Source organism: Cylindrospermopsis raciborskii Cr2010, assembly GCF_003367075.2.
Lineage (GTDB): Bacteria > Cyanobacteriota > Cyanobacteriia > Cyanobacteriales > Nostocaceae > Raphidiopsis > Raphidiopsis raciborskii.
Window position 1 is genome coordinate 2,087,809 of the sequence record NZ_CP065936.1, and the last position, 26,529, is coordinate 2,114,337.

General features: G+C 40.8%; 19 protein-coding genes. 4 read left to right on the top strand and 15 right to left on the bottom strand.

Going from position 1 to position 26,529, the window contains the following annotated elements:
• Nucleotides 1–6: 6 nt before the first annotated feature.
• The 10 genes from C6N34_RS09480 to C6N34_RS09525 all read right to left on the bottom strand — a co-directional run bounded on the left by C6N34_RS09480 (nucleotide 7) and on the right by C6N34_RS09525 (nucleotide 14,161).
• On the bottom strand, nucleotides 7–2,580 hold the full coding sequence (locus tag C6N34_RS09480) for a glycoside hydrolase family 15 protein (RefSeq protein ID WP_115539284.1): 2,574 nt from the start codon (nucleotides 2,578–2,580) through the stop codon (nucleotides 7–9).
• Between the two features lie 212 nt (nucleotides 2,581–2,792).
• Nucleotides 2,793–4,205, bottom strand: coding sequence for a Dyp-type peroxidase (locus tag C6N34_RS09485; protein ID WP_057178451.1), 1,413 nt, complete (start codon nucleotides 4,203–4,205; stop codon nucleotides 2,793–2,795).
• A 76-nt stretch (nucleotides 4,206–4,281) separates the two neighbouring features.
• On the bottom strand, nucleotides 4,282–6,258 hold the full coding sequence (locus C6N34_RS09490; protein WP_115539283.1) for a galactose oxidase early set domain-containing protein: 1,977 nt from the start codon (nucleotides 6,256–6,258) through the stop codon (nucleotides 4,282–4,284).
• A 9-nt stretch (nucleotides 6,259–6,267) separates the two neighbouring features.
• Nucleotides 6,268–7,293, bottom strand: coding sequence for a sugar phosphate isomerase/epimerase family protein (locus C6N34_RS09495; protein WP_115539282.1), 1,026 nt, complete (start codon nucleotides 7,291–7,293; stop codon nucleotides 6,268–6,270).
• Between the two features lie 97 nt (nucleotides 7,294–7,390).
• The gene (locus tag C6N34_RS09500; protein WP_057178448.1) at nucleotides 7,391–7,789 is read right to left on the bottom strand and encodes a YybH family protein; all 399 of its coding nucleotides are present in this window, start codon (nucleotides 7,787–7,789) and stop codon (nucleotides 7,391–7,393) included.
• A gap of 93 nt (nucleotides 7,790–7,882) precedes the next feature.
• Nucleotides 7,883–8,983 carry a myo-inosose-2 dehydratase gene (gene iolE, locus C6N34_RS09505; protein WP_115539281.1) on the bottom strand — a complete coding sequence of 367 codons (1,101 nt, stop codon included), beginning with the start codon at nucleotides 8,981–8,983 and terminating at the stop codon, nucleotides 7,883–7,885.
• A gap of 134 nt (nucleotides 8,984–9,117) precedes the next feature.
• Nucleotides 9,118–9,786, bottom strand: coding sequence for a pentapeptide repeat-containing protein (locus tag C6N34_RS09510; RefSeq protein WP_057178446.1), 669 nt, complete (start codon nucleotides 9,784–9,786; stop codon nucleotides 9,118–9,120).
• Nucleotides 9,787–9,846: 60 nt separating this feature from the next.
• On the bottom strand, nucleotides 9,847–10,335 hold the full coding sequence (locus C6N34_RS09515) for a hypothetical protein (RefSeq protein WP_057178445.1): 489 nt from the start codon (nucleotides 10,333–10,335) through the stop codon (nucleotides 9,847–9,849).
• 132 nt (nucleotides 10,336–10,467) lie between these two features.
• Nucleotides 10,468–11,598, bottom strand: a complete 1,131-nt coding sequence (locus C6N34_RS09520; RefSeq protein WP_115539280.1) for a ferritin-like domain-containing protein — start codon at nucleotides 11,596–11,598, stop codon at nucleotides 10,468–10,470.
• An 88-nt stretch (nucleotides 11,599–11,686) separates the two neighbouring features.
• Nucleotides 11,687–14,161 (bottom strand): LamG-like jellyroll fold domain-containing protein, encoded by a 2,475-nt coding sequence (locus C6N34_RS09525; RefSeq protein ID WP_115539279.1) that lies wholly within the window; start codon nucleotides 14,159–14,161, stop codon nucleotides 11,687–11,689.
• A 564-nt stretch (nucleotides 14,162–14,725) separates the two neighbouring features.
• Between C6N34_RS09525 and C6N34_RS09530 the strand changes: the two genes are divergently transcribed.
• A complete protein-coding gene (locus C6N34_RS09530) occupies nucleotides 14,726–15,421 on the top strand; it encodes a rhomboid family intramembrane serine protease (RefSeq protein ID WP_057178443.1) in 696 nt (231 codons plus the stop codon).
• 30 nt (nucleotides 15,422–15,451) lie between these two features.
• On the opposite strand, the gene dnaB is transcribed toward C6N34_RS09530, so the two are convergent.
• Nucleotides 15,452–17,629: a replicative DNA helicase gene (dnaB, locus tag C6N34_RS09535; RefSeq protein ID WP_115539278.1), complete on the bottom strand. Its 2,178-nt coding sequence runs from the start codon at nucleotides 17,627–17,629 to the stop codon at nucleotides 15,452–15,454.
• A gap of 58 nt (nucleotides 17,630–17,687) precedes the next feature.
• Between dnaB and C6N34_RS09540 the strand changes: the two genes are divergently transcribed.
• On the top strand, nucleotides 17,688–18,149 hold the full coding sequence (locus C6N34_RS09540) for a DUF29 domain-containing protein (protein ID WP_231922553.1): 462 nt from the start codon (nucleotides 17,688–17,690) through the stop codon (nucleotides 18,147–18,149).
• A gap of 98 nt (nucleotides 18,150–18,247) precedes the next feature.
• On the opposite strand, the gene rplI is transcribed toward C6N34_RS09540, so the two are convergent.
• Together rplI and C6N34_RS09550 are read right to left on the bottom strand one after the other, a co-directional pair.
• Nucleotides 18,248–18,706, bottom strand: a complete 459-nt coding sequence (gene rplI / locus C6N34_RS09545; RefSeq protein WP_006277038.1) for a 50S ribosomal protein L9 — start codon at nucleotides 18,704–18,706, stop codon at nucleotides 18,248–18,250.
• A gap of 146 nt (nucleotides 18,707–18,852) precedes the next feature.
• On the bottom strand, nucleotides 18,853–19,422 hold the full coding sequence (locus C6N34_RS09550) for a DUF3318 domain-containing protein (protein ID WP_115539286.1): 570 nt from the start codon (nucleotides 19,420–19,422) through the stop codon (nucleotides 18,853–18,855).
• A gap of 73 nt (nucleotides 19,423–19,495) precedes the next feature.
• Between C6N34_RS09550 and C6N34_RS09555 the strand changes: the two genes are divergently transcribed.
• Nucleotides 19,496–19,735, top strand: a complete 240-nt coding sequence (locus C6N34_RS09555; protein WP_006277041.1) for a hypothetical protein — start codon at nucleotides 19,496–19,498, stop codon at nucleotides 19,733–19,735.
• A 3-nt stretch (nucleotides 19,736–19,738) separates the two neighbouring features.
• Here C6N34_RS09555 and C6N34_RS09560 read toward each other — a convergent pair whose 3' ends face one another.
• Nucleotides 19,739–20,434: an N-acetylmannosamine-6-phosphate 2-epimerase gene (locus C6N34_RS09560; protein WP_057178440.1), complete on the bottom strand. Its 696-nt coding sequence runs from the start codon at nucleotides 20,432–20,434 to the stop codon at nucleotides 19,739–19,741.
• Nucleotides 20,435–20,457: 23 nt separating this feature from the next.
• Nucleotides 20,458–22,449: a GAF domain-containing sensor histidine kinase gene (locus C6N34_RS09565; protein WP_057178439.1), complete on the bottom strand. Its 1,992-nt coding sequence runs from the start codon at nucleotides 22,447–22,449 to the stop codon at nucleotides 20,458–20,460.
• Between the two features lie 216 nt (nucleotides 22,450–22,665).
• Here C6N34_RS09565 and cobN point away from each other — a divergent pair, with 216 nt between their 5' ends.
• The gene (gene cobN, locus C6N34_RS09570; protein ID WP_115539277.1) at nucleotides 22,666–26,469 is read left to right on the top strand and encodes a cobaltochelatase subunit CobN; all 3,804 of its coding nucleotides are present in this window, start codon (nucleotides 22,666–22,668) and stop codon (nucleotides 26,467–26,469) included.
• Nucleotides 26,470–26,529 lie beyond the last annotated feature (60 nt).

Below are 26,529 nucleotides of genomic sequence, written 5' to 3' on the forward strand. Positions count from 1 at the left end.
GTGGAATTATAACTTATCGACTTGTGAAACTTCCCCACTTACAGGAGTTTGTAAACTGTGTTTTTCAGCTTCTTCCCAGATAGTTTTACCATTGGCATCAACTTTGACAAACTTGTACTCAAAGCTAGTAGACGCAGGTAAGGAGACCTTAACGCTCCAGGTAGGATAACTAACCGCAGAGAGCTTAACACCGGAAGTGGGTTCCCAATTGCCTAGTAAGGGACTATTGCCAACCAAATACACATTCTCACCTGGTTTTGTGGTTGCATTTTTAGCGGTGAAAGTCACATCAGTTTGGGGTTTGTCACAAGCGTAGCGTTGACAAACTACATCCGGAGCATCACTCTTACCATCTTTAACGGCTACAATCAGGTTAATATATTCACCCATAGCCCAGCTAAGAGGACGTATAGAGCGTGTGGAAGTGCCAGGAAGATGAGATGCGGGAGTAATTGTTTCCCAACCTGTAATGGTAGTGCTGTTATTCCAAACTTGCTCAGGAATAAATCCTGCTTCTGAAGACATGACTTTCAGATCTTTCAGATATTTTTGACCAGCACACCCATTACCAGATTTAGCAATTTCGTAAATCCCACGTTCAGCGGTGAAAATTGGCCACAGACGACCACGACCACTAGTATCAAAATTACGGTCGTCATTGTATTCACCATAGCCATCGTAGTTATACCGGAACCAAGCTTCCGCTTCTACACCATCCTTAGAAATGGTTTGTTTCAAAATTTCATCATATTCAGGAATGGTTTCTAGAATTGTCCAGTCGTTGGCACTCATCACCCCTAAACGTACCAACTCTAAAAAGCCACCATCAATGATGTAGCGCTGATCATGTGTTCCACCACCATTACCATAGGTCAGTTGCACACCATCATTGGGATTTTTATCGCTGGTGATTCTTACATAATACTGTTTATTACCATGATAACCAGTAGTTGTAAATGTCCAATTGGCAACGTTATTACGCCACTCATCGGCTTTTTTGAGATAATACTCAGCCGCACCTGGATCATTGGATTTTTTAGCCAAGTCAGCTGCACAGACTAATCCTGCAATTTCAGCAGCAATGGTGGAAGGTGAATAACCACGCATTTCTTCCCAGCGTTCTTGCTGAGTATAGGGTCCATATTTGGCTAAATATTCAGCTGCTAACTTAATTTTAGGCCACAAATCCGTGCGGTTAAGTTTCCAAGCCAAGATGATGGGCATTCCAGTTTGGTCCATCTGGGTGCCATTCCAGTATATCCTACCATCTACATAGTTATTTTGTGGAAAACGACCAGGACGAGAATAGGGATCATCACTGGTAGTAGTCTGCATCTGAACATTGAAGAAATAGTCAACAGCTTCATTAGCTGACTCTGTATCACCAGCAGCAATCAAAGAACTAGCAAATTTGAACAAGTCACGGGGCCAAACCAGGTGGTAACCACCTTGATTTTTATCAGTGTTAGTTTCTCCCCAAGGTGTAGCAGGTCCTGCTACCATCGCACCATTACTCTTGTCTTGAATACTCTTCAGATTCATTGCTGCTAGGTAGTACTGGTCATCAGCCAATCCATTTTGATCACTGAGTTTAGCAGTATAAGCTACCCATTCTTTGGTGTAATCATTTTCTACCGCAGCCAAATCACTATTTAGAGTAGCATTTGCTACATTCATGGCAGCTTGCTCACTGTTACCAAATGCCAGTGCCACGTCAAAAGAAATCTTGGTATCAGTGGTATTGCCAAAATCTACCCAGCCAATTTGAGCAACGTTTCCACCAACAGCATTATCATAATGCCAGTCCATGGTTTTATCGCCTGCTCCAACAAAAAGGTCTGTATAGCCATCGTTTTGAGCCACAAACCCATTAGACACCATTAAAGTGCCACCAACGGTCTTCCAAGGTAGGGAAGTAGTGACAGCTGAAGAGGTAGAATTAGGCTCGGAAGCGGCTAAAAAGGTTCGACCATTGGATGACAGAGTGCGAGAGTTATCTCCACCCGTTGCTTGTGGTCCACTACAAGTATTAGCAGCACTACCACTACCCGAATTGTTGATAGATGGATTATTCAGCAGGTAGAGGTTATAGTCTTGGACTGTCTTTCCTGGTTCAAGAGTAGCGAAAGTAACTCTTTCAATTACAGTAGGACGATTGGGATCACTAAAAAATCTCTTAGTAATTTTCCAACGTTTGTCTTTATCTGTAGTTGTTACTTCCCACACCATGGAGCGTTTATTAACCTGAGTAACTTTATGGTCTTGCTTGCGCTCTTCGTCACCCCAGGTTCTTTTGGCATCGGTGACTAAAAATTGCAAGTCAACATTTTGCACGTTATCCACAGTGGGATAAAACACCTCTGTTAAAATACCTTCTCCACCAGTGAAATAAACATTGGATTTTTTGCCGGCTGAAGTACCCACAAAATCCTTGACTGAGGTTGCCCACAAGGAGGAAGCTCCAGGTGCACAAGGTGCATTTTCCGCTAAAACAATTCCAGGATCTAGAAATACTGAACCTAGAGATACACAGGCAAAAACAAGTGATGCCAGTAAAATTGATAACTTTGACTTTCGCATAAGGTTGAAAACAAGGAGAACACTTAACTCATCAATTGTCATCGGCACAAGTAATAGTCGTATTAAATACTAACTATTATTAATATCACATTAGTAGATAGTAAATTAAAAACTCAAAATCTACTTATGTTGATTGCTCCACTACCCACCCTCCACCCTCAAACTGTTGTAATGTCATGATTTTAACATAGTTATTTTGGCATCATTGTTGGTTAACAAGTTGTAATATTTTGGAGGAAACTAATACTAGGAGCAAAAAAATACTCTCCTCCTTTCATATTTACCCATAGTTTAAACGGGTGCTGTAAAGTTTTAGCCTGTCCCCAAGTTATTGGCCACTTTTGTGTTCCTTCTGGTTGACCAATGAGGGGATCTGGTCCAACATTAGCCTGAACAAAACCCCCAGCATTTGCCCATCTGGTTTGCATGAAATTGAACTGGTTTTCAATATCCGCTTGAAAACACATAAATAGTAGCCCTGAACCCTCTTCTGGTTCCTGTATGGGATTATTAGTTCCATAACTAACTCCCCTTCGGGCAATACGATGTTTTCTCTCCACGGCCAAAGCTTCATCAAATCCGGGAGAAGACACCACTTTTCCTGTGTCTCCACGGGGGTTCATTTTGCGCACGTGGGCATGAAATGGGCATTTAGTTGCAGTAAGATCCTCATCATAATTAAAGTTATTAGTTGGATTGTGTAAAAAAGTTGGTATATCTGTAAGAGTCACTGGAGTGCCATCATAGAAACGACCTACAACTAAAGCTCCTGCTAAGTCCTCTTTCACCTTAAGAGCATTAGCTAATTCTTCCTGTGATTGTCGAAACGCCTTAATATTTTGTTCTAGCTTGCGATATACTAGGTAGCTACCATAGCTATCCTCCTTTTTGCCATTGGGGTCTGGAGTCAAAATAATATCCAGAGAAGCTCTGGAGTCCCATTGGCTAAAACCACCATCTTGAACACGGGAGCGGACAACATCTCGCTTTAAAAAGATAGGTTGGCTCAAACCGTCGACGAAGCCAAAGTGCTCAACGATTTGTCCCGCTTGATTTCGCAGGATAAATCCGTCTTCTCGATGCACAATACTAGCCACTTTGCGTAGTGATTGCATCATTTGATTTACCCCTTGCAGCAGGGCAATAATGTCATCATCCGCAATAAGGATTAATCCGTGAATTTGCTGTTGAAATCCAGGTTCCCACTTATCAATTTTTGGATCTCCTAAAACAGCTCTGATGTCCTCATTTTTCATTCCCTGACGGAATGGGTTGTCTGCGGGAATCAAAAAGGGTTCAATTTCTAAATATTCATAACCTTTACATGATAAGAAAAAGTTGGTGAATAATCCACCTGATATTCTCTTTTGCCGATAGTTTACTGCTTCATCCGATTGCTGCTTAGCAGATTTTAAATACTTTTTGGCAAAATCCTCAATCCATTGCTTAACCTCAATGGTTTTATCTGGTTTAAACTCCACAAATAGGTGAACGCTATGGTCACGTCCATGTCCCCTGAGGATATTACCCTGTAAATCTTCCAGTAACCCCCCGTATTTGCCAGGATTTTCTGGGTCTATGCCGTCTTCTGGCAATTTCCGTAAATCTTCTTCTTTTAGTCCCATGGTTTGTTCTTTTTCGTAGATGTTAGTTGATTTACTCTGAGAGAGGACCCTAGGGTCCTCCTGTGCTGATTGTCACCTAGCTAGCGGCTTCCAGTTTTACCATCTTGGCCATAGAAGGTTTACCTACATCATTTAGGTAAAAGATCATGTAGTAACCCGGGGGGTAGAGATTAGCATTTTCCGGAGCTCTGAAGACAATATTAGATGGACTAGATGAGTCTTTTGCAGTTGTGATCAGTCTTACATTCCACAATTCTGCCAACTTTTGTCCATAGTCGAAGGAATGAGTAACTGCTCCTAGCTTAACTAAAACCACAGAACCTGTTGCACTAGCATTTTTGACAAATAATACTCCAGGTTTGCCATATACCACGGTTGTTGGAGCATCAAGTATTTCAGGCCGTGGTCCACTTTTGAATAAATAGGGCGGACTAAATATTTCAGCTTGCCAAATTTCCGCTGGCACAAAGGGTTCGCTATCTCCTTCTAGAAAGTAACTTTGAGGAGATTTGTAATACTCATCGACCGTAAATTCTTTCTTTTGACCAGATTTGTCCTTTAACTCAGGAAACTTGTAATATGTTTGTGGATCTCTGACCGCATTAACGTGTACAGTTCCATCTTTCTCTAGTGAAGCCCTATTGGCATTACCACCAATAACTAGAACACGAGCATCGGGCAATAAAACCGCCCCATTATGGTATAGTCTAGGCAAGTTAGCAGGGTTCATACTCTTGGTAGTATAACCCCCGGGGGCTTCAGGATTAGGTGTCATTAACAAAGGTTCATATACGGGTTTGTATTCCGGATATTGACCACCATTGACCACTAAAATCTCTTTGGTAGGTAGAATTACTGCTTCTAAATTGGCTCTAGGTTTGTCAAGAAAGTGATTGACTATTTCCCATTTGCCATTTTTCTCTCCACTCTTGTCCGGAGATACCCAGCGTTGCAAGCTATCAGCAACTCTAGAACCAGCAGGAAATCCTTTTGTGTTTCCCCCTCTACCAAAGTTAATATCGTTTGTGCCGATAATTCCGCCTAGTAAGAGCACATCTTCGCTATTGGGAACCTGTATAGCAGTTCCATAGGCTTTAGATGTTTCAGCTTTTTCTGGACCTATTTCAAAACTGACTGCGAAACTCCCATCAGCATTTTCTTTGATAGACATCAAATAGGTTTTTTTGCTGGACTGGGAGACTAAAACTCCGCCAATACCACCATCATCTCCAGTAATTAGTAGTCTACCATCTTTGGTAGGAAATACTCTAGGATAAAGGTCTATCGTGTCGTAGCTATCAACATCCTTGAGTTTAGTGTTGAAGGGACTGTTTTTAATTCTTGTCAGGTCAACATAGGAAAATTTCTGGGTTTTGGGATCGTAGATTTCCAAACTAGGGTTAATCTGGTTAGGAGCATCTAGCTTCAGACCGGAGAAAATCACCACCTTACCATCAGCTAAGGGAATTAAACTGGGATACCATCTTCCTTGTTTTAATTGACCTACAGTAGACCATTTATCAGTCTTCCAGTCATATATATTTACTTGTCTAGAACCGGTAAATGCTCCCCCTGGATAATAGCGTCCAGTACCACCAATAAATAGAACATTACCATCTGCTAATTGTAAATGACCAGAGCAGAATAAATCATTACTCTCACCAAATTGCATAGCAGGCGGAGTGGAAATACGCTTAAATTTTCCACTAACTGGATCAAACAAACTAGTATTGTCAACTATCTTATTGTCTGTGACATCTACTCCCTCAATAAACTTGTTATTGCCATTTTCATCTTTGGTTAGAGTAGTACGAAAGCTACTTCCATTCAAGGTTAATACCTTACCATTGGGGAGAACGATGGTATGAATAGACTGCATCCGGTTTTCTGGTGGTGCAAGAGGAATAATTTCCCATGCTCCCATTTCTTTTTCGGATCCAACTGCTGGTAATGCTATTGTTTCCTCAACCCCACATAGGATGAGGGACAAAGCCAGGAAAAAAGTCAGAAAAACTGATAGAATGTTAACCGACCTGTTATTTTTCAATACCATTATTTTTGACTACTTGGATTGTATTTTGCTCAATTGTTTTTGGGTAATTTCAATGGCTGATTTTGCAATTTGATAGGCGCTCGGGTAAGCATTTGCACTGTCTTCACCAGGAATCCAAAACTTACGTCTAGTGAGTCGGAGCAACTCCTGAAATTCAGGAATGGCATTAAAAACTTCAATGGAAAAAGGTCCTTTGTAGACCGGTACAATTGGTTCTAAAAATGATTGCCAGGGGATCCAACTAGTGTGCACAGCACCCCTGTCTGGAGGAGATATTTGGATATAATGGAGTCTTCCTTCACGAGCTAGGTGTTCTACTTGAGTTTTAAATATTTCTGGCCCATCCCCGTCTAAAATTTCATGGGCACTATCAATAACTACTCCTACCTGTTTACTTTGTACTCCTCCCAAAAACTGAATTAATTGAGATAGTTTATTCGGTGCTGGCGTTTCCCAGTGGGTAATTGGTTCAATGGCTAATTTAACTTTCTTCGTTTCCGCGTACTTACCTAACTCATTTAGGATTGGTCGGGCGTTGTCATAACGGTTTTTTAGCTGTTCTTGTAGTTCATCACTCCAAAAATACTCTTTTTTAGGTTCTTTTCCACTAGATGGTTTTTCAGGAAAAGCAGCGTAGGGAACAATAATTGGACCCATCATGATTTCACCACCCAATGCTTGGGTAATATCAACCCTTGATTTCAAGTATTCTAATGCTTTTCTTTGTGTTTCTGGGTTTGATGAACTGGGATCTGCTGTGGGAGTAACTCCAACATTAGTACTAATTTTAATGTGACTTAATCCCTGTTGATCTAAATGACGGCGCAAGTTGGTATAGTTAACTAAGTCTTCTGCGTATTTTGCTGATACATGTTCTGTCTCATTTGGTGCAGCAATGGGAAACTCAAATCCCGTATAACCATAACTTGCTAGCTCTTTAATATGTCGAACGACAGTCTCCCGGTACTGCTCATCATGGGGTTTCACATTGCTTGTGAACATGAAAAAACTAAAGTAAATTTCTTTGCCACTCATATATTATCTACTCACAAAAATTTAGTTGGGTTGGTAAGTCTAATGAAGGAGTATTTTGGGGTTTAAAATCCTAGCCTGGGGTTATCAACTAACTTAATTAGGGTTTGTTATTCCAAATTTGGCGATCAATTTTCCATTTCCCATTTTGCCTTTTCATTATCCATAATGCATGAAAACGAACAGTTTTGGTAGGACCACCAGCTATGGGAGTAATTTGGGCTATGGAAAAGCCTATTACATAACCTAAATCGCCAATAACCCTGATTTCTTCGGCCGTAAATTTTGGATCTATATATTTATCAGCGATCTGATTCATAAATCCCAGCTTAATATTAGCAGCTCCGCAACGGTTCGTATCATTTGGTGGCATCCAAACGGCATCCTGGGTATACATTTGAGTATAAACATCAGGATTACGTAATCTCATGGCATCTGCATAATCGCTCTCAAACACTTTCTTAATTTCTTCTACATCACTCAAATTCTGAACTTGCATAATTCTATTCCTGATTCCTGGTTATGTGAGAGTAGAACTAGATTAGTTTCTACTCCCCACTCAAAAACTTGTTGAATAACCTAAAAGGAAAAACTAAAAACCTATTAGTTTTTGCAGGTATTGACGAGCCATAAGTGCGTATTGCAATGGTTCAGCCTTGTTAGGATCTTGCTCAGCTTCCACCATTAACCATCCTTGGTAGTTAACCTTAGCAAGCTCTTGTAAAATAGGCTGAAAATCAATGGTACCCTTGGGATCTCCAGGAACAGTAAATATTCCTGCACGAATGGAGTTTAAAAAGCTCCGACCAGTCTTCTTAGAATCATCTAATACCGACTGGCGAATATTTTTCAAGTGTACGTGCTTAATTCGAGTGGCATATTTTTCTGCTACTTTGAGAGGGTTAACTCCTGCATAGTACAAGTGACCAGTATCTAGCAGCAGATTTACATATTCAGGGTTAGTACCCTGCATTAGACGGTCAATATCCTGAAAGTTTTCTACCCCAGTACCAATATGAGGATGATACATTAATTGCATTCCATTCTCTTTGGCCCTCTTACCCATTTGATTTAAACCCCTCAATAAATCACACCATTGTTGATCATTAAAACGAGGTCTGTTGACTAATGGATCCACACCTTTATCCACACCGTTCTCGTCCAGAACTTTTTTCTGATGAACAGCACCACCTAATTCAGCCACGACTATGGTGTTACCTCCTATAGCTTTCATGAAGGCTATTTGTTTCTCTAATTCATCAAAAGTCTCTTTAGCTTTACCTATGGTAAATTCGGTTCCTACCCAAGGCTCAGAAATTGTCAGTCCCCTAATTTTTAACTCCCTTTGTAAATCCTCAATCGCTTTAGGAAATTTAGGTGCATTTTGTGTCCCCTTATAACCCGACAGTGCAATTTCGCTAAGGATTTGTTGGTATGGAATAGGGGGATTGAGATCAATAGTCAAATCATCACTGTTGCTCCACCCTGTTGGTGTAATACCTAACTTCACTTTTGCACTATCAAATGTGGGATCCAACAATGGTTTGGTTGTAGAGGAAACCAGGGACACTAATACCGAATTGGAATCACTGGTAGCAGCCATTACGGTTAGTGGCAGGCTAGTAATGCCAACCAACAGTAAAGTAGCTAAAACTACTGATAAACGAAAGATCCTGCTAATTTTTGACAACATGGTTCTTGTACCCTAAGTCAATAATTGGTGTTGATTAAGTTACCTTTCATACCGCTTGTAAAAATGTATTCTAATCATGCTCTTAGAACATATAAAAACTCTGCGGTATTAGTTTTGGTGGTTTTTTGGTTGTTTTATTTCAAGGCACCGAATTTAGACAGATCGCCATTGTAAATAGTACTGTCAGGCATTGTGGACTCAAATAAGTCGGTTTTAATGAATTTAGCTCCCTGAAGAATCGCCTTTGATAATTTTGCTCTTCGCATCTTACTTTCAGAAAAATCTGTGCCTGATAGGTTAGAACGGGAGAGGTTAACCTTTTCTAAGTTTGCAGACTTTACCACAGCTTCGGTTAAATTAGCATCGGAGACAATTGCTGAATTCAAATCAGAACTACTTAAATTTGCCCGGAACAAGTTGGCTTTATCTAGCAAGGCGTTATACAATTCCGCATGGAAGAGGTTAGCACTTGTTAGGTTGGCCCCTGATAAAACTATACCAGTCAAATTGCCATCGGATAAATTAGCACCCGTCAAGTTTGCTCCATCTAGCTTGGCATCATTCATCAGAGCCTTAGAAAGGTTAGTGTTAGAGAGATTGGCATTACTTAGTGCGCTGCCATATAAGTCCTTTCCTGCCAAGTCTAGGTTTGATAAATCACAACCAACACAGGAATTTGTTTCCAGGAGCTTATTATAGTCTTTGCAAACAAAAGCCCGAGCTGGCAAGCTGAATACTGTCAGACTAAGAATTACGGCCAGAGCAATTGCGGAACCTTTACGCAAGCAAGATACAATGTTCATTTTTGTTTGGGGAGAATACTTATTGGATGAAGTGCGGTTAGGGAAAGATCAACACTATGGTTATTTCTGATCCAGAGTTACCAAGGGAGGTTCACTCCAAGTACCATATCCTTGACCTTTAGCTCCTTTGGGGTTCACACCAACAGCTGGCCAGAGTAATCCCTCAGGATAAGCAGCAGATGCGGGGATAAAGGTTTTATCATTGGGCATTGTGCCATAAACATCTCGCCACTCTTGAGGTAATTGATACCATGTGGACAAGTACCAGAGCTTAATGATATTCCGGGCAATTGGTCCCAATTTTTCTGACCCTAATATATTCAACCGCAATCCTTGGGTAAGGATTGATTCTTTTCCCTGAGCTTGAGAATTAAGGTTGTGAAAGGTAGTTAATAACTCCTCAAAAATTCTCTCTCCTACCACACTATTTACCGTGTCAAAGTAAAGACTGGTTTGTCCGGTTCCTTGAAGATGAAATCGAGAAAACCCAGTTAAAACCACTGATAAATCCAGAAAATACCCTACCAACTCGGGTTTTTGATTGCCCATCTGTTGTTTACCTCTACAAGAACATCGTCACATTTTTTCAATCGGTCAAATTTACTTACCCTGGATTACCTGTCTGCTCTAACACTTGGTGCGGTTATTAAACAGTGTCAGACAGTTATCACCCATAGTCTTTTACCAAGGATAGCGTTTTTGTGGATCTTGAATATTAGGTATGACTCGGAACACAGGAGCACCATGAAGTCCTTCAGCATTTCCGGGGATCGGATTACGGATCAATTGGGCAGCAAGTTCTTTGAGGCGGAACATAGCCCCTACTGCTGGGATCAATTTCTCCCGCTCTCCTGTAAAAGAGGCTTCAATCTCTGCCAAAAATTTGCTGTACTCTTTTTGGAATGCTACTGCTGCTTGACGCAGTTCTCCTTCCGGATAGTCTGCTAGTGTGGCATTGGTTTTAATTGGATAAACCTCGTCCCAATTGACTTTTAAAGACTCCCCAGATGGTTTGTGGGGTGAGTCAGATTCTAAAGGATCGTCATGGTTAATGGTATAAAACTTAGTCTGTGTGAGCTGCTCAAAACGATAGAAGTGGGCCATTTCTCTTTCCGCATCATAGATAGCCCCAATTCTCGAACCTTCCCCTTGTTCCTGAATAATTCTGATGGCGCGGATAGCTGAACGTAAATCTGTCACTTCAATGATATCCCCACCACCGTTGTAATAGTATTCAGGGGTAATCTGTAACTTAGGATCTCCACAGAATAAGGCATCTCCTTTTTCCTTATACAAGGCATTGAGACCACGAATAATTTCTGCATAGAAGAGTCCAATGCTATAAAAAGTATTGGCAGGATTGCCCTCATGAATAGTGAGGAAGTTCTGTTTCTCTTGTGTTTCTCGAGCTACCACTAGGGGTTTATCCTCTTCTACCTCTTCTGCACGCTCGATCTTCATGAAGGTAGCGATCGCCTGAGGAGAGAACTTTATTAAATCTACTTGGAAGTCACTTGCTCCAGTGGGAATAGGAGTTGGGTAGTTAGGGATAAAATCTGGGTGTGTTAGAGTACCTTTAAGACTCCCTCCCACCGCATTCAACACATTGGACACTAAACTCAGGTGCAGCATTTCTTCTACAGCTACCTGTCGAATAATATGAAAAGCATCCATATTCTTGCCGGGTTTGATAGAGTACAAAGCCGTCAAATAAGGAGGAATTGTTGCGTGTTCTAGCCTAAGTGCTTGCTTGAGGTAGAAGTGTAGATTTTCTACTGTCTTAATCAGTGTATAACCAGTTTGTGTGGACATATTTCTCCCAGTATTTTCTCAGTAATAATCTGTTCTGAATTCAGAAAGGAGGACTAACAATACCCCCAAAAAATTTCCTGACAAAGACTTATAACTCTTTGAGCATCTGTTCAGCAGCTTTAAAAGTCAGGGCAGCAATTGTCACAGTGGTATTAGATGTACCAATTGTGGGCATACTACCTGAGCCGACTAAATAGAGATTAGGATGATCCCAAGACTTTAGATTTTGATCCACCACTGAGTTTTGGGGGGTAGTTCCCATAATATGGGTACCGGAGAAGTGGTTTCCACCCTTGTAAACGTAACCCGATCCTTCAAATTCAAAATATCCGGGATCCTTGGGGTCATAGTGGGTATAGTCCTCAGCACCCAAACGCTGGAACATCAGACGGGAAACTTTTCTGGTATAGGCCAAAGTTCTTAAAGAATAATCTGGCAGGTTATAATTAATTACCGGGCGATAATTACCCAGCTTATCCTTGTACTTCGGATCTATGGTTACACGGTTACTGATATTGGGAGGCATTTCACACATAAATGCTAGTAACAGTTGACGCGAGATTCTATTAATCAGAGTTTCGCGCAATTCCGCACCATATTTATTTTTGTGATCAACAGCATCAAATAATTCCGTATCAGGGGATCCGGTTGCCCATCCCCAACCATCATTGTGAATATCCACGGCAAATCCAGATTGTTTGGCACGGAATTTTCCATCTCGTAAACTACCAATACCTGAAGTTACCAAAGGTCCACGCATAGTTCCAGTTACTTCTGGCATCAAAGCCCAAGCTAAAACGAAGGGGTGATCCATCAAATGGCGCCCAATCATATCACTTGTATTAGGTAAATTACAAGACAGCATGAGCCGGGCATTTTCCACAGCATTTGCTGCTAGCACAAACAATGTCCCCTCAACTTTTAGAGGAGAGTCAATGGAACCGGTTTTTTCATTTCCATAGTACTTGTACTCAATGCTTTCTATACGCCCATTTTCGCGATTGTAGTTGATATGGAAAGCTACTGCTTTTGGTAATATGTGAACCCGACCTGTTTCTAGAGCTCTTGCTAGGGTGCGACGAGCATCATATTTAGCTTGAGCTGGACAAATTGGCACACAATTAGCGTTCCCTTGACAACGTTCTCCATACTGAACAGGAGTAACACTGCTAACCCCTTGAGGCACAAATAAATTACCATGATCATACTTAGGATTGGGTATGCCATTACGTCCCTGGGGGAAGGTAGAGAATTTTAACTCTACGGTTTCACCACACACCTGAACCTTTGTGCCATCCACCTTTTCTATAACTTTCTGGTCTAGGAATGATGGTGGCATCTTTTCCATGGGAAAGACGTATCCATCTTCAAATTTGAGACCTAGGCTTTTCTGCTCTTCTACATCTCCAGAAACCCCTATTTCATACTCTGCTTGTTGATAATAAGGCATCAGGTCGTCATAAGAAATCGGCCAATCCAGACCCTGTCCATAGAGGCTTTTGGTCTTGAAATCATTGGGTAACATTCTCGGTGTCTTCGCTTCCCAGTGCATGGTTGTTCCCCCTAGAACCCTAGTGTAAGAACCTCCAAGAGTCATGGGACCCTTTTCTACAAAATACCCATTATCGTCCATGGGACTTTGGACATAGTGGTTTTCTGGATAGGGAGAGTTGGGATGCTTTTCTGTGGATCCATAGAAGGTATCCAAATAATGTTGAAATCCTGAAAGGGTTAAGTCCTTAGCCTCTCCCGCTTCCAGAATTAAGACGGTTTTGCCCTGCTGACTTAATCGTTTAGCAACAATGGCTCCAGCCACACCAGCTCCAACTATTACCACATCATATTTTGGTAACAATCTATCGGGTGTAATAAATGTTGTTGTAGTTGTTGTTTGATTTTGATTCACATTAGGCTCCTGAATAGGGAGTTCTTCCTTTTGCCAAGTAGCGCCAAGAATGGCACCATGCTTAGCATTTTTGGTTTTATCATTGGCATCCCCATTTAAAGGGTAATAAGCTACCAATCCCGCTTCACTTCCACTTAGGCGGCGGTTCATGTTTTGTTCAATTTCCTCTGGGGTGCGGGCAATGTTCCACAACCTGACCTCAGCCATTTTACCTTCAAAGTAACCATCGTTTGACCAGCTACTCTTTCCTATGTAGTTTAGCTTGCGAACCACATTGTCTGGAAGACGGAATGGTTTTGTTTGAAGCAATTTACCATTCTTGTAGAGTTTAGCCTCCCCGGATTTATTGATGGTAGCAGCTACGTGTGTCCACTTACCTATCTCTAAGGAGTTAGGAACTTCAAAAACATATGCCCCCGTACTAGTACCAACAAGATGGAATCCCAGGGAATTAGATTTTCCTGCATGACCTAAGACAATATTTTTCTGTCCTGGTCCGTTGCCAAACTCAACAATTCTTGACCAATACTGTTCAAAACTACCGTACCAGACCCATGCTTCTACCGTAAATCCCTGGGAGTAATCAGTATTGTCTGTTGGTAAAACTACATGATTGTCTTTTCCATCGAAGCAAAGCACATTTGATTTTTGACTCACTCAGCACTCCTATTTCAGACTGTTATTTTTATTTTTCTTAAAAAGCCCCGCGCGGGGAAATTTTGCTCTGAGAAGTTTTCAAAGCTGAAAGTAATCTATCACCTTCAGATAGTAAAGTCTAGATATATAAACAAATATTTAACATTTCTTTACTTGTAATTCTACGTCTAAATGTTTTGTCTTTTCCCAAGATATAGCTCAAGATATAGCTAGAGTCAATAAATACCACAACCACTCTGAAAATTAATTCTCAACTAATTGACGGATTTTCCTTCATTAGTCCCCTTTTATCAACTATTTTTGGCTACCGCTGCAGTTGTATATATGAACACCTCACTCAAATTTATCTCCGTGTGGTATATGTATAATCTAGAGAATATCTAACTAAAATTTTATACTACTACCTTGTATTTTTTGCTGTATATGTATATTAATATTGGATACAATTAAACTGAGTTTTCGATTAAATTTGCAACTATAATAAAAAGCGAGATAACAGTATCGAAACCAGATCAAAGTGTGTAAAAATGATTAAAAATCAGCAGACAGTTTCTAAGCACAATTATGATTCCTATTACTGATAACTTTTATAGCTTAAAAAAGCCGAATATTACTTATGTGATAATTGGTATTAGCCTAGTCATATTTTGTGCGCAACTTATGTGGGATGTCAATGGTCAACTAGGTAACTTTATCAATAGTTGGACTACTATTCCTCGAGAATTCTCCCGAACAATCTCCAGTGCTATTGATGACAGTTTAGCTGCTTGGGTGGTTGTAGGGTGGCAATTATTCACCCTACCCGTTTCCCTATTTATACATGGTAGTTTTGCCCAGCTGCTGGGTAATATGTTATTTTTGTGGGTATTCGGAAGAACATTAGAAAGAACCATAGGGTCGTATCAATTCTTGCTGTTATATTTAACTGCTGGCGTGCTGGTAGGAATAATAGAGATTTTTGCCCAACCGCAGTTAACAGCACCAGTTATAGGTAGCACTGGGGCGATCGCCTGTATTGTAGGTGCTTATATTATGCAATTTCCCCAAATTAAAATCTATTCTGTTTTACCGTTGGTAATTGTTTTTATTCCCCTGGAAATTCCCGCAATGTTTTATTTATTCTGGTGGTTTATCCAACAATTTTTTTATGGAATTGGTGGATTAAATATTCCGGGTGGGTTTAATAATTGCAGCTATGGGAGTCAATTAATAGCCTTACTGATAGGTGTGGTTTTCATGGGGATTATACGGTTTCGGTAAATCCAGATTTTCTGCTTTCAACTAATAATTTTAATAGGTCTTAGGTTTGGCTAGATTTTTAAATTTTGTAAATTGGGGGTCAAATAGAAGTTTAACTGTTCCCGTGGGACCATTGCGATGTTTGGCAATAATAACTTCTGCTATACCGCGATCGGGGGTATCGGGTGCATAATATTCTTCACGGTAAAGCATAATAACTAAATCCGCATCTTGTTCAATGGAACCAGATTCTCGCAGGTCTGACAACATAGGACGTTTATTAGTTCTAGCTTCCACACTTCTGCTCAACTGAGATAGGGCAATTATGGGAACTGATAATTCCCTGGCTAAACCCTTGAGAGAACGGGTAATTTTGGATAATTCCTGTACACGATTGTCTCCCGCACCTTCCATTAGTTGCAGGTAGTCTATAACGATTAGACCTAGTTTGGAATTCTGTTGTGCTTGTAGTTTTCTAGCTTGACTCCGCATTTGGGTGATGGTAATATTGGGGGTGTCATCAATAAAAACGGGCATTTCTGATAGCAAACTAATAGCGCGACTTAGGGGTTCCCATTGGGTTTGACTGATCCTCCCGCTTCTTAAATAACCGGTTTCAATTTGGGCCTCACTAGCTAATAATCTTTGTACTAGCTGCTCTTTAGACATTTCTAAACTGAACACTGCTACCGGTAATTTATAGCCTACGGCAATGTTATGGGCTAGATTTAAACAAAATGCAGTGTTATGCACACAAATGTCATTGGCTATAAAGTTATGAGTATGTGGTATGGTTAGGTCATAGACCCGTTTTTCCCCCAAGTTCTCAATGGCTATGATTTCATCCCAGTAGATTTCACAGTCTGTCTGGGTTTCTATTGGTTCTAATGTTTGCGCTACAACACCAATCTCGAATCTCTCGATGGAAAGGGGTTCTGTAATTTCCACTTGCCAAGTGGTTTGGGTAGTTTGCTCTTTGTTATAGCCTTTTCCTAATCTGGCAATTATGCCAAATCTTAATAATAAATGTTGAATCTGTCTTGCTAGTTTCTCCTGGTTTGTTCTATAGGTCGTCTGTAATTTTTCTTTGATAGCTAAGGTGTGACCTTCATGCTCTATATTACTGATGAATAACTGATTTAAAAACAAAGCTATTTGCGATCGCCCTAATTTAAAAACTATGGGAGGTATGGTTTTCTCCATATTGCCATTTCCCAAACAATGGGCTATAATTTTGAGCTGACCATCATCAATTTTTTCCTTACCAAAGACATTGATTTGAGCGGGAACTGCTATTTTAGCACCTGGTTTGAGATCTGCTAACTTTTGCCATCCGGTTGGGGTTAAGTAAGGATGAGTAATGGTGGTATCAATAGAACGACCTAATGCAGTTGTAACCCGAAAAACTGGTTTTATGCCATCGTTGACAAATCCACAGGGTTGAGTAAAACTAAATTTCCAATTTGGGTTCAGGGTTAATACCATACCCCCCTTTCGGTTGTATAACTCTTCAATGGTGACAATTTCTCCATCTGCTAAGACTATTTCCGAGTCATAACTTACACACTTCCCCATAGAAGGTCTACCCGCGACGATAATTAAATCAGAACGCTGAAAACCGCTGGTCATGGCGTCCAAATCATAAAAACCACTAGGAATACCCGGTAAAGCAACTCCTTCATGACGGGTTTCAATTTCCTGAAAGGTATGAACTAGGGTATCCGAAATGTGAACTAGTCCCTCCTGGGGTTTTTCTTGGGTAATTCCAAAAACCTTCTGCTCTGCTTGATCTAAAACTATTGGTAATTCTGTCTGGGTCTCAAATCCTAATTTGACAATTTCATTACCTGCTTTAATTAATTGTCTACGCAGATACTTATCCATGACTAAATCCGCTAACATATCAATATTTACTGATGATACGGTGCGGTCTATCAATGTAGCTAGTTTATTTCTACCGCCAATACGATTTAGCTTGTCATTACCAGTTAGCCACTCTGTTAGGGAAAGTAAGTCGGTTGGTTTATTTTGGTTATTGAGAATTATTGCTGCTTGATAAATTTCTCTATGGGCATTAACATAAAACGCCTGGGGAAGAAGACGATCCCTGATTCTACCCATAGCTTCTGGATCCAAAAGAATACCCCCCAAAATAGCCTCTTCCGCTTCGATGTTTTGGGGAGGAAGCTGATCACTACTATTGCCTTGAAAGTTCAATTCTTTAGCCATAAATGATTGTAAACTTAAATTGTTGACATGGTTTCTGAAATGGATAATGTTATTGATTATGACGAATGTTCACACCAGTGATTATGAAGGCCACTATGACGCTGATTTTGCTCTCTGGGTTGAAGAAACTGTGGCCAAGTTAAAATCCCAGAATTTCCAACAGGTAGATTGGAAAAATTTGATCCAGGAGGTGGAATCCTTGGGAAAAAGTCAACGCAGTTCTGTGCGCAGTTATTTAGTGCGTCTGCTAGAACATTTACTGAAACGTTGCTATGTGCAAATACCCGATTGTAATCGTAGTTGGGAAATTGAAATTCGGAATTTTCGCCAACGTTTAATGTTTGAGTTGGAAGATTCGCCAAGTTTAAAAAATTTTATTTTAGAAATTTTGCCCAAGTGTTACCGAATTGGGTTGGATAACGTGAAAGATAGTTATCCCAGTGTTATTTTTCCCGAGGATTTCCCTTTTTCTCCTGAGCTAGAAAGATTATTAAATGAGAAATTCTGGGAAAAAGGTTAAATGCCTGTTTGGGCAATTTGTGATGCGTTAACCTGGCGTAACGCATCCCACTGAACGGTGCAATCATTAATCAATGGTTAATGTGACCTATAACCAATTTAGCTGGCTACAACCTCAATATCAATTTTAGCAGTCACTTCTGAGTGAAGTTTAATATCCGCTTTGTAAGTACCCAAATGGTTAATATCTGGAATAGTTATGCCACGTCTATCAATTGTTTGCCCTGTAGCTGCTTGAATAGCATCTACTACATCCTGGGTGGTGACAGTACCAAAAATAGCTTCGTTCTCACCTACCTGTTTGGCGATCGCTACTTTAACCAGTTTCTCTAAAGCAGATTTTTGCTCTTCCGCTTGTTGCTTGAGTTCTAGTTGACGTTGGCGTTCTATTTCCCGACGACGCTCTACTTGCTTTAAAATGCCAGGAGTTACCTGGGTGGCTAAACTCTGGGGAATTAGATAATTCCGCGCATAACCAGGAGCTACTTCCACTAGATCGCCGGATTTTCCTAGTTTGCTTACATCTTTTGTTAATACTAACTGCACTCGTTTGACCATTGTCTTTGTTGTTTCCTATCAAATCTCATTTAATTGGGTGTCAGCAGGATGGCTCACCAAAGTTTAGCTTCACCTGGAACGACTTGTTTGATATCCCAAAGTTATGAATTATAACCTATTATTCCAGGCGATCGCAATAGGTGGAATTAACTGGCGATCGCTCGCAAATTTTGACAACGAATTAATTCATTAAAATTGAGACCTAATCTTCCCTCAAGTTTAGCAACTGTCTCAATAGCAGTTAACAAATGTCCAGCTGCTTCTGATTCGGAGTATCCTCGTTTTTGAGCAATAGCGATCGCTGTTTTATCAGCTTTCAGTTGTAGTTCTTGAGACTTATTGTTTTGCCACAGTTTTACGCCACTTGTGACGGTTAAGCCACCGGCTATGACTAAACCAACTATATCACCCTGAAGAGTTTCTATTACCCCTCCTAATAGTCCTACGAGGACTGCTCCCTGATAAATATCCGGTTGTATCCATTTGATTCCTATTAACCAACTCGTGTGATACAATATTAAGAGGTCTCTTTGTGGCTTTTTTAACTGTCTCCATAATTCAAAATTGATATATACCGGTTTACTCTGAATCCAAGGTAGGGGAAACTCTGCACTAATCACTTGATTCTGTTCCGGTTTGCTGATAATTTTAATTGTCATGCGTCCGGAAGCTGGTACTATATCCAACAGACGACGAATTTCAGTATTTGGATCCATCATAAAGACTTTCAGGTCTTCCTTGAGAACTAATCCCATATTTTACCGGATCTAGGTCGGAGAATTTGAACTCATGGATGCTTTTGCAGCTAACCCACCAGAATGGACGGATCGGTCAGTCCACTCTTATAACTTTTTTTGCCCTAAATGTGGCTCTGGTAGCAGGGAAGCAGTGGGAGTCTGGTTAAATCGAAGATCCCCTGTGACAACCCCAGAGCAACGTCGTAAGTGGCAAGAGTTTTATCTTTGTCACTGTGGTTGTGCTTGGTGGGCCTGGAGTACGGATCGTCCGTCTCCTAAAAGGTCTGATTAAGGTTTAAATCCTTTTTATGTAGGCTTTAACTAACAGATCAATTCCAGTAATTGCTGTGCCTACTACAACCGCATCCGCACCCAGCTCTAATGCTTTTTTTGCTTCCTCCGGGGAGGAAATCCCCCCTTCACAAATCACAAGAATGTCTGGGTGTTCCACTTTCAGGTTTTCTACTATGTGTTTGAGAAGTTCCCACCCAGGAGGAATGAGGTTTTTGGTTTCTTCTGTGTAACCAAAAAGGGTTGTACCCACTATGTCCGCACCGCTATCTATAGCTAATTTAGCAGATGTAAAGGTGTCTACATCAGCCATCACTGGTTTACCTATTTGTTGATGAATTCCCCTAATCATATCAACTAGTTTTTCTCCTCCTGGACGTTTTCTTTGAGTTGCGTCTATGGCAATTATGTCTGCTCCTGCTTCTGCAACAGCTAAAGCATGGTGAAATTGAGGGGTAATGTACACATCTGACTCTGCTACAATTTGCTTCCATAAACCTATAATTGGCACTGGAACTTTTTCTTTCACAGCTTTGATGTGATTGGGAGTATCAATTCTCACGGCTTTAGCACCATTATTTGCGGAGGCTTGTGCCATAGCTGCTATGATGGTGGGATTATGGAGTGGTGAGGTAATAGGAGCTTGACAAGACACAATAAGTCCTGATAGTTCCGGTAGTTTTGATAGTAAATTGTTCATATTGTTAATACTGTTAATATTGTTTATTTATCAAAAACCGAGCTAGGGATCCAGACGGTAAAGATTGAGCCAACACCTACTGTTGACTCCACTTCAATACGACCACGGTGGAGTTCCACTATTTGTTTAGTTAGGGCTAAACCAATGCCTGTACCTTCATAGGGACGATGATAGGAGGCATCTACCTGCTGAAACTTTTCAAAAACCAGGGGTAATTTTTCTTCTGGAATGCCAATTCCAGTATCTTCTACTTGAAAGATAACGGTATTGTCTTCTACCCAAAATCGGAGGGTGACATTTCCACCTTGGGGTGTAAATTTGATGGCATTAGTTAATAGGTTCCAAATAATTTGCTCTATTCTACCAGGATCAGCGCTAAATTGATCATGGCGTGGATTTACCTGCACGTCTAGTTTCAAGGTAACTTTGGCATTGGTGCTTTTTTCGAGTAGGGAATCTACTATATTTTCTGCTAACCTAGTTAGGGAAAACTCACAAATATTTAATACAGTTTTGCCAGCTTGAATTTGTGATAAATCCAGAATATCATTAATCATGTCTAAGAGTCTTTCACCACTGTCGTGGATTGTTTGTAAATATTCCCTTTGTCGTGGTGTCAGTTCTCCCAAAGGCCAACGTAATAAGGTAGAGGACATACCAATTACATAGGTAAGGGGGGTTAATAGTTCGTGACTAATAGTAGCTAAAAACTCATTTCTAATTCGACTGGCTGCTTCTGCGGCTAAAAGTGCTTCCCGCAGGGCCATAGTTCTTTCAATTACTCTTTGTTCTAAAGTTTGTTTTTCTTGGGTTAATTTGCGTGTTGCTTCCCGCAATGAGTCCATTAATTGTGACTGATTAATGGCGATCGCTAACTGTTCAGCAATGGAAGATAATAGGGCTTTTTCGGGTTCTGTCCATTGTCGAGGAGCATGACATTGGTGAGCAATTAGTAATCCCCACAGTTTGTTTTCAAAAATAATTGGTGCCACCACTTTAGCACGAATTTGATTGGTTCGGAGGAAATTTAGCAGGCAATTTTCCAGTATGTAGGTTTTTTCCACATCTTCCACGACTAAAATAAAACCCTGGTGATATTTTTGCCAACATGGGGAGTGCACTGCTAAACAGTCTTCTTGGGAGTTTAATATGGAGTTGATTGATTCTCCACCAAGGGATTCATAAATTACACAGCCTCCATTGTGTTCAGAATCTTGGGTAAACCACTGATGATCTACGGATCTAGGAGAGAAATATTGAGATTGGGGAGATGTTAAAGAATTGTTAGGAATAAGATCATGAAGATTATTAATGGGATTATTAATAGGAGCTGAAACAAATTTATAAATTACCAGTCTATCCAACTCTAGAAATTCCCGCACTTGGGTGATTGCTGTAGACATGATTACGGGGAGATCTAAGCTTTTACGAATTTGAGTAGTTACTTGATTTAAGAGTTTTTCTTGGGCAATTTGTTTGGTAAGAGCATCTTCCACAGGTTTACAAGTAAACCCTTCTGGTGGTAGAGAATGCGGATTAATTGTATTTTGACTAATAGTAGGGAGTAAATATTGTAACAACAAAATTGTGAATTTACTTTGGTAAGTGGCATTATTTGCTCCCAGGAGTTCTCTACACTGCAAGATATTTTGATGAATGTGAGAATTAGCAGCAAACAATTCGCTTAGTCTAGTGGCAAAATTTGCGATCGCCTCCGAGTTAAAAGTGAAGTGAATATGGAGGGACTCCAAAGTTGTATCCGATATGGACTGACCTTGTTGAGCACCGTCTGGAAGATTGCCAAGTAAAAGAGCGCTAAATTGCTGAGAGACTACAAGAATAAATCTTTGTGGTTGCCACCCTGGGGGAACAGAGATTCGTACTAACACTGCTTCTGTAAGTATGAGAGCAGCACTATCTACTTCGTGAGCTACCTGATGCAACAAATCACCAAGTTGATTAAATATACTCAAAGGTAAGATGCCAGCAAAGCTCAAATCGGTGTCACTAAGCATTTTGAAGATTTTAATGAAATGGGCGGAATGCCTGAAAGTTGGAAAAAACAGGCCAAATAATTCCCTTGCTTGTGGGTAATTAGTTGTGGTATACTGGTTTTTTAGGTGGTTTTATCCATGGTACTATGGAAGGTTGTTGTTAATCCCAAGTTAGTCCTGGTAATCAGTAAAAGTGTTCAGGTTTAAGAGTGTTCGGGGGAAATTCATTAAAGAATTATGCATCGTATCAATGCCACACCGGGTGGGTGGAACGAATCAGAAAGTTTGATATTTCTGGAACAAACCCCAGCCCCTTTTATATTTATCACTGCTGCTGACACAGATATACAAACCCTAGCCACAACAGTGCCAAAATTGCCCGTTCAATTTCCCCAGATGAGAGTTGCCAATCTGCTGCAATTACAGCAACAGATGACCATAGACACTTACGCTGAAGAAGTGTTGGAACTTGCTCAGGTAATAGTTTTACGTCTACTAGGAGGGGGTTCCTATTGGGCTTATGGTTTGGAGGTAGTACAAGAAATTGTAGCCACCAACTGCACTAGTCTTATTGTAATGCCAGGAGACGACGCTCTTGATCTGGATTTAATATCTAAGTCTACTGTTTCTGAAAAAATTGTTCGTCAGGTGTGGGAGTATTTTCAAGAAGGTGGCACGGAAAACTTTCTGAATGGTTTGTTATTTGTCTGTGATAATTGTCTCTCCACTGGATTTCACCCAGCACCACCACAAGCTGTCCCCAGGGTAGGACTATATGAACCCGCAAAACCGGAAAGTAGTAAATCCCTGGATGAGTTAGATTTTTCCCAATTACCCAGAGTAGGTATTTTATTCTATCGCGCTCATTATTTGGCAGGTAATGTTCGTGTAATTGATGCTTTGTGTCATGCTCTAGTGAGAAAAAATCTGCATCCAGTCCCGGTTTTTGTTTCTTCCTTGCGGGAACCGGGTGTGAGCGAACAATTAGTCCACCTATTCCAATCTTGCGAGAATCACCATATTGATTTATTACTCAACACCACGAGTTTTTCCTTAGCACGTTTGGAGACAGAAACACCCCAGGTTGAACTTTGGCAAAAATTGGATGTTCCAGTTTTTCAGGTCATCCTCTCTGGTGGTCCCCTAGAACAATGGACATCCCAACTGCAAGGTTTGACCCCCCGGGACATGGCTATGAATGTGGCCTTACCAGAGGTAGATGGCAGAATTATTACTAGAGCTGTATCTTTTAAAACTTTACAAACTCGCAATTCCAGTTTAGAAACCGATGTGGTGGTTTATGAACCTGTGGGCGATCGCATTAATTTTGTGGTAGATTTGGCGGCAAATTGGCTGAGATTACGGCGCAAAATGCCCTCAGAAAGGCGTGTAGCTATAATTTTGGCAAATTACCCTAACACCAATGGCAGATTGGCTAATGGGGTAGGTTTAGATAGTCCTGCTAGTTGTATAGAAATTCTCTTAGCCTTAGAGAGTGCGGGTTATGATGTGAGTGCCATACCCAAAAACGGTGATGAACTAATCAAAGTTCTTACCGCTGGGGTGACCAATGATCCGGAAGGTCGGGATTGGAAGCATGTAAATCAATCTGTTTCCTTTGAAGAATATACAAGATATTTTAATACATTACCCAGATCCGTTCAGGAAGAAGTTCTCAAGCGTTGGGGGAATTGGGAGGTGATGAATTCCGGGGAATCAAGGGGGATATCAGTTTGTGGAGTGAGTTTTGGCCATGTATTTGTGGGGATTCAACCCGCACGAGGTTATGAACAAGACCCCAGTTTAAATTATCATGCGCCAGATTTAGAACCTACCCATAATTATTTAGCGTTTTATTATTGGGTCAGGGAAGTGTTTAAGTGTGATGCCATTATTCACCTAGGAAAACACGGCAATTTAGAATGGTTACCCGGTAAAAGTGTGGCCCTATCAAATAGCTGTTATCCTGAAGTAGCTTTTGGAGCAACACCCCACTTTTACCCTTTTATTGTCAATGATCCCGGAGAGGGTTCCCAGGCTAAACGTCGCTCTCAAGCGGTGATTATTGACCATTTAACCCCACCCATGACCCGTGCGGAATTATACGGTTCCCTACAAAAGGTAGAAAATTTAATCGATGAGTATTATGAAGCAGAAACCTTAGATCCTTCCCGACTACCCACATTAAGACAGCGTATTCAAGAGTTAGTGATCCAAGAACATCTTTACCAAGATTTAGGGATCAAAGACGAAAAAGATATCCTTAACTTTGAATCTGCCATTTTAAACTCTTTAGATGGTTATCTGTGTGAACTTAAAGAAGCACAAATCCGTGACGGGTTACACATTTTTGGACAAGTTCCCCAGGGGAGACAATTAAGAGACTTAATAGTGGCGATCGCCCGGATTCCCAACCGTCATTCTCCGGGAATCACCCGTGCTATAGCTCAAGACTGGGGATTAAATATTGACCCGTTAACAGCAAAATATGGTGACATATTTCATCCACCATCAACTCCGTTACCCAATTGGGTTTCCAGGGAGATGGAAATAAAGTCCTGTCGCACCCAGGGCGATGTGGTAGAATTTCTGGAGGAACAAGCTGCTTTTCTGGTCACTCAAATTATAGAAAATCAGTTACATGGAACCAACACTAGCCAAGACGAGTCCTCAACTCAACAAGTTGTGAACTGGATAGAATCAAAACTACTTCCAGCTCTAGAAAAGACCACCGAAGAAATAGGTAATTTACTGCGGGGATTAGATGGTAAGTACGTCCCCAGCGCTGCATCTGGATCACCTACTAGAGGGAGACCAGAAGTGCTACCTACAGGTAGGAATTTTTATGCTGTGGATATTCGAGCTATCCCCACAGAAACAGCTTGGGATGTAGGTAGAAAAGCGGCGGAAAACTTGATTGAAACCTATACTCAAGAACAGGGGGAATATCCCAAAACTCTAGGTTTATCAGTGTGGGGAACTTCCACCATGAGAACCGGAGGTGATGACATTGCTGAGGCCTTAGCCCTATTGGGCGTACAACCTATTTGGGATGGTGCAGCAAGAAGGGTTATAGACTTTGAAATCTTACCCCTGTCCATTTTAGGTCGTCCCCGCGTGGATGTTACTTTGAGAATTTCTGGCTTTTTCCGGGATGCTTTCCCCAATTTAATCGACCTATTCTCTCGAGCAGTGGTAGCAGTGGCAAATTTGGATGAACCACCAGAGGAAAATCCCCTAGTAACTGCTGTGGGACAAGATATTGACCTGTGGACCCAGCAGGGATTAAGTTTAGAAGTGGCTACAGAAAAATCTCTTTATCGTGTTTTTGGTTCCCAACCAGGAACCTATGGTACGGGAATTCAAGGTTTAATAGCCTCTCAAAATTGGCAAAGTGACCAAGATTTAGCTCAGGCCTATATTAATTGGAGTTCTCATCCCTACTTGGGAACTGTGGAGTCACCATCTTCAGTTGCTAACACTGAAATTTTTGTAGAACGTTTAAAGCAAATGCAAATCGTTTTACACAATCAAGATAATCGAGAACACGATTTACTTGATTCTGATGACTATTATCAATTTCAAGGAGGTTTAACCGCAGCAGTTCGTTCTATTCAGGGTAAAAACCCAGAAACCTATTTTGGAGATCATGCCAATACGAACCAACCAAAAGTCCGCAAACTGAAAGAGGAAATTGCCAGGGTTTATCGCTCCCGGGTTATTAACCCCAAGTGGATTGAAGGGGTAATGCGCCATGGTTATAAGGGTGCTTTTGAAATAGCAGCAACAGTGGACTTTTTATTCGGTTATGATGCTACCACTCAATGTGTAGAAGACTACATGTATACAGGAATTTTTGACAGTTACTTACAAGATACAAAAGTTTGTGAATTCATTCGAGAAAAGAATCCTTGGGCCTTGCGTGATATAGCTGAAAGGTTATTAGAAGCACACCAAAGGAGATTATGGCAAAATGTCAGTCTAGAAACCTTAGAGACCTTGAGAAACCTGGTACATGAGGCGGAGTCCCTGGTAGAATGAACTATCTTGATAAATATTGTCAATAGGTCTCGACTATTGCAAATCAGTCCTGGGGTTTGT

Bases quoted from the DNA above. Each gene is read 5' to 3' on its own strand.
- C6N34_RS09480 (WP_115539284.1), bottom strand. From the start codon at position 2,580: ATGCGAAAGTCAAAGTTATCAATTTTACTGGCATCACTTGTTTTTGCC.
- C6N34_RS09485 (WP_057178451.1), bottom strand. From the start codon at position 4,205: ATGGGACTAAAAGAAGAAGATTTACGGAAATTGCCAGAAGACGGCATA.
- C6N34_RS09490 (WP_115539283.1), bottom strand. From the start codon at position 6,258: ATGGTATTGAAAAATAACAGGTCGGTTAACATTCTATCAGTTTTTCTG.
- C6N34_RS09495 (WP_115539282.1), bottom strand. From the start codon at position 7,293: ATGAGTGGCAAAGAAATTTACTTTAGTTTTTTCATGTTCACAAGCAAT.
- C6N34_RS09500 (WP_057178448.1), bottom strand. From the start codon at position 7,789: ATGCAAGTTCAGAATTTGAGTGATGTAGAAGAAATTAAGAAAGTGTTT.
- iolE (WP_115539281.1), bottom strand. From the start codon at position 8,983: ATGTTGTCAAAAATTAGCAGGATCTTTCGTTTATCAGTAGTTTTAGCT.
- C6N34_RS09510 (WP_057178446.1), bottom strand. From the start codon at position 9,786: ATGAACATTGTATCTTGCTTGCGTAAAGGTTCCGCAATTGCTCTGGCC.
- C6N34_RS09515 (WP_057178445.1), bottom strand. From the start codon at position 10,335: ATGGGCAATCAAAAACCCGAGTTGGTAGGGTATTTTCTGGATTTATCA.
- C6N34_RS09520 (WP_115539280.1), bottom strand. From the start codon at position 11,598: ATGTCCACACAAACTGGTTATACACTGATTAAGACAGTAGAAAATCTA.
- C6N34_RS09530 (WP_057178443.1), top strand. From the start codon at position 14,726: ATGATTCCTATTACTGATAACTTTTATAGCTTAAAAAAGCCGAATATT.
- dnaB (WP_115539278.1), bottom strand. From the start codon at position 17,629: ATGGCTAAAGAATTGAACTTTCAAGGCAATAGTAGTGATCAGCTTCCT.
- C6N34_RS09540 (WP_231922553.1), top strand. From the start codon at position 17,688: ATGACGAATGTTCACACCAGTGATTATGAAGGCCACTATGACGCTGAT.
- rplI (WP_006277038.1), bottom strand. From the start codon at position 18,706: ATGGTCAAACGAGTGCAGTTAGTATTAACAAAAGATGTAAGCAAACTA.
- C6N34_RS09550 (WP_115539286.1), bottom strand. From the start codon at position 19,422: ATGGATCCAAATACTGAAATTCGTCGTCTGTTGGATATAGTACCAGCT.
- C6N34_RS09555 (WP_006277041.1), top strand. From the start codon at position 19,496: ATGGATGCTTTTGCAGCTAACCCACCAGAATGGACGGATCGGTCAGTC.
- C6N34_RS09560 (WP_057178440.1), bottom strand. From the start codon at position 20,434: ATGAACAATTTACTATCAAAACTACCGGAACTATCAGGACTTATTGTG.
- C6N34_RS09565 (WP_057178439.1), bottom strand. From the start codon at position 22,449: ATGCTTAGTGACACCGATTTGAGCTTTGCTGGCATCTTACCTTTGAGT.
- cobN (WP_115539277.1), top strand. From the start codon at position 22,666: ATGCATCGTATCAATGCCACACCGGGTGGGTGGAACGAATCAGAAAGT.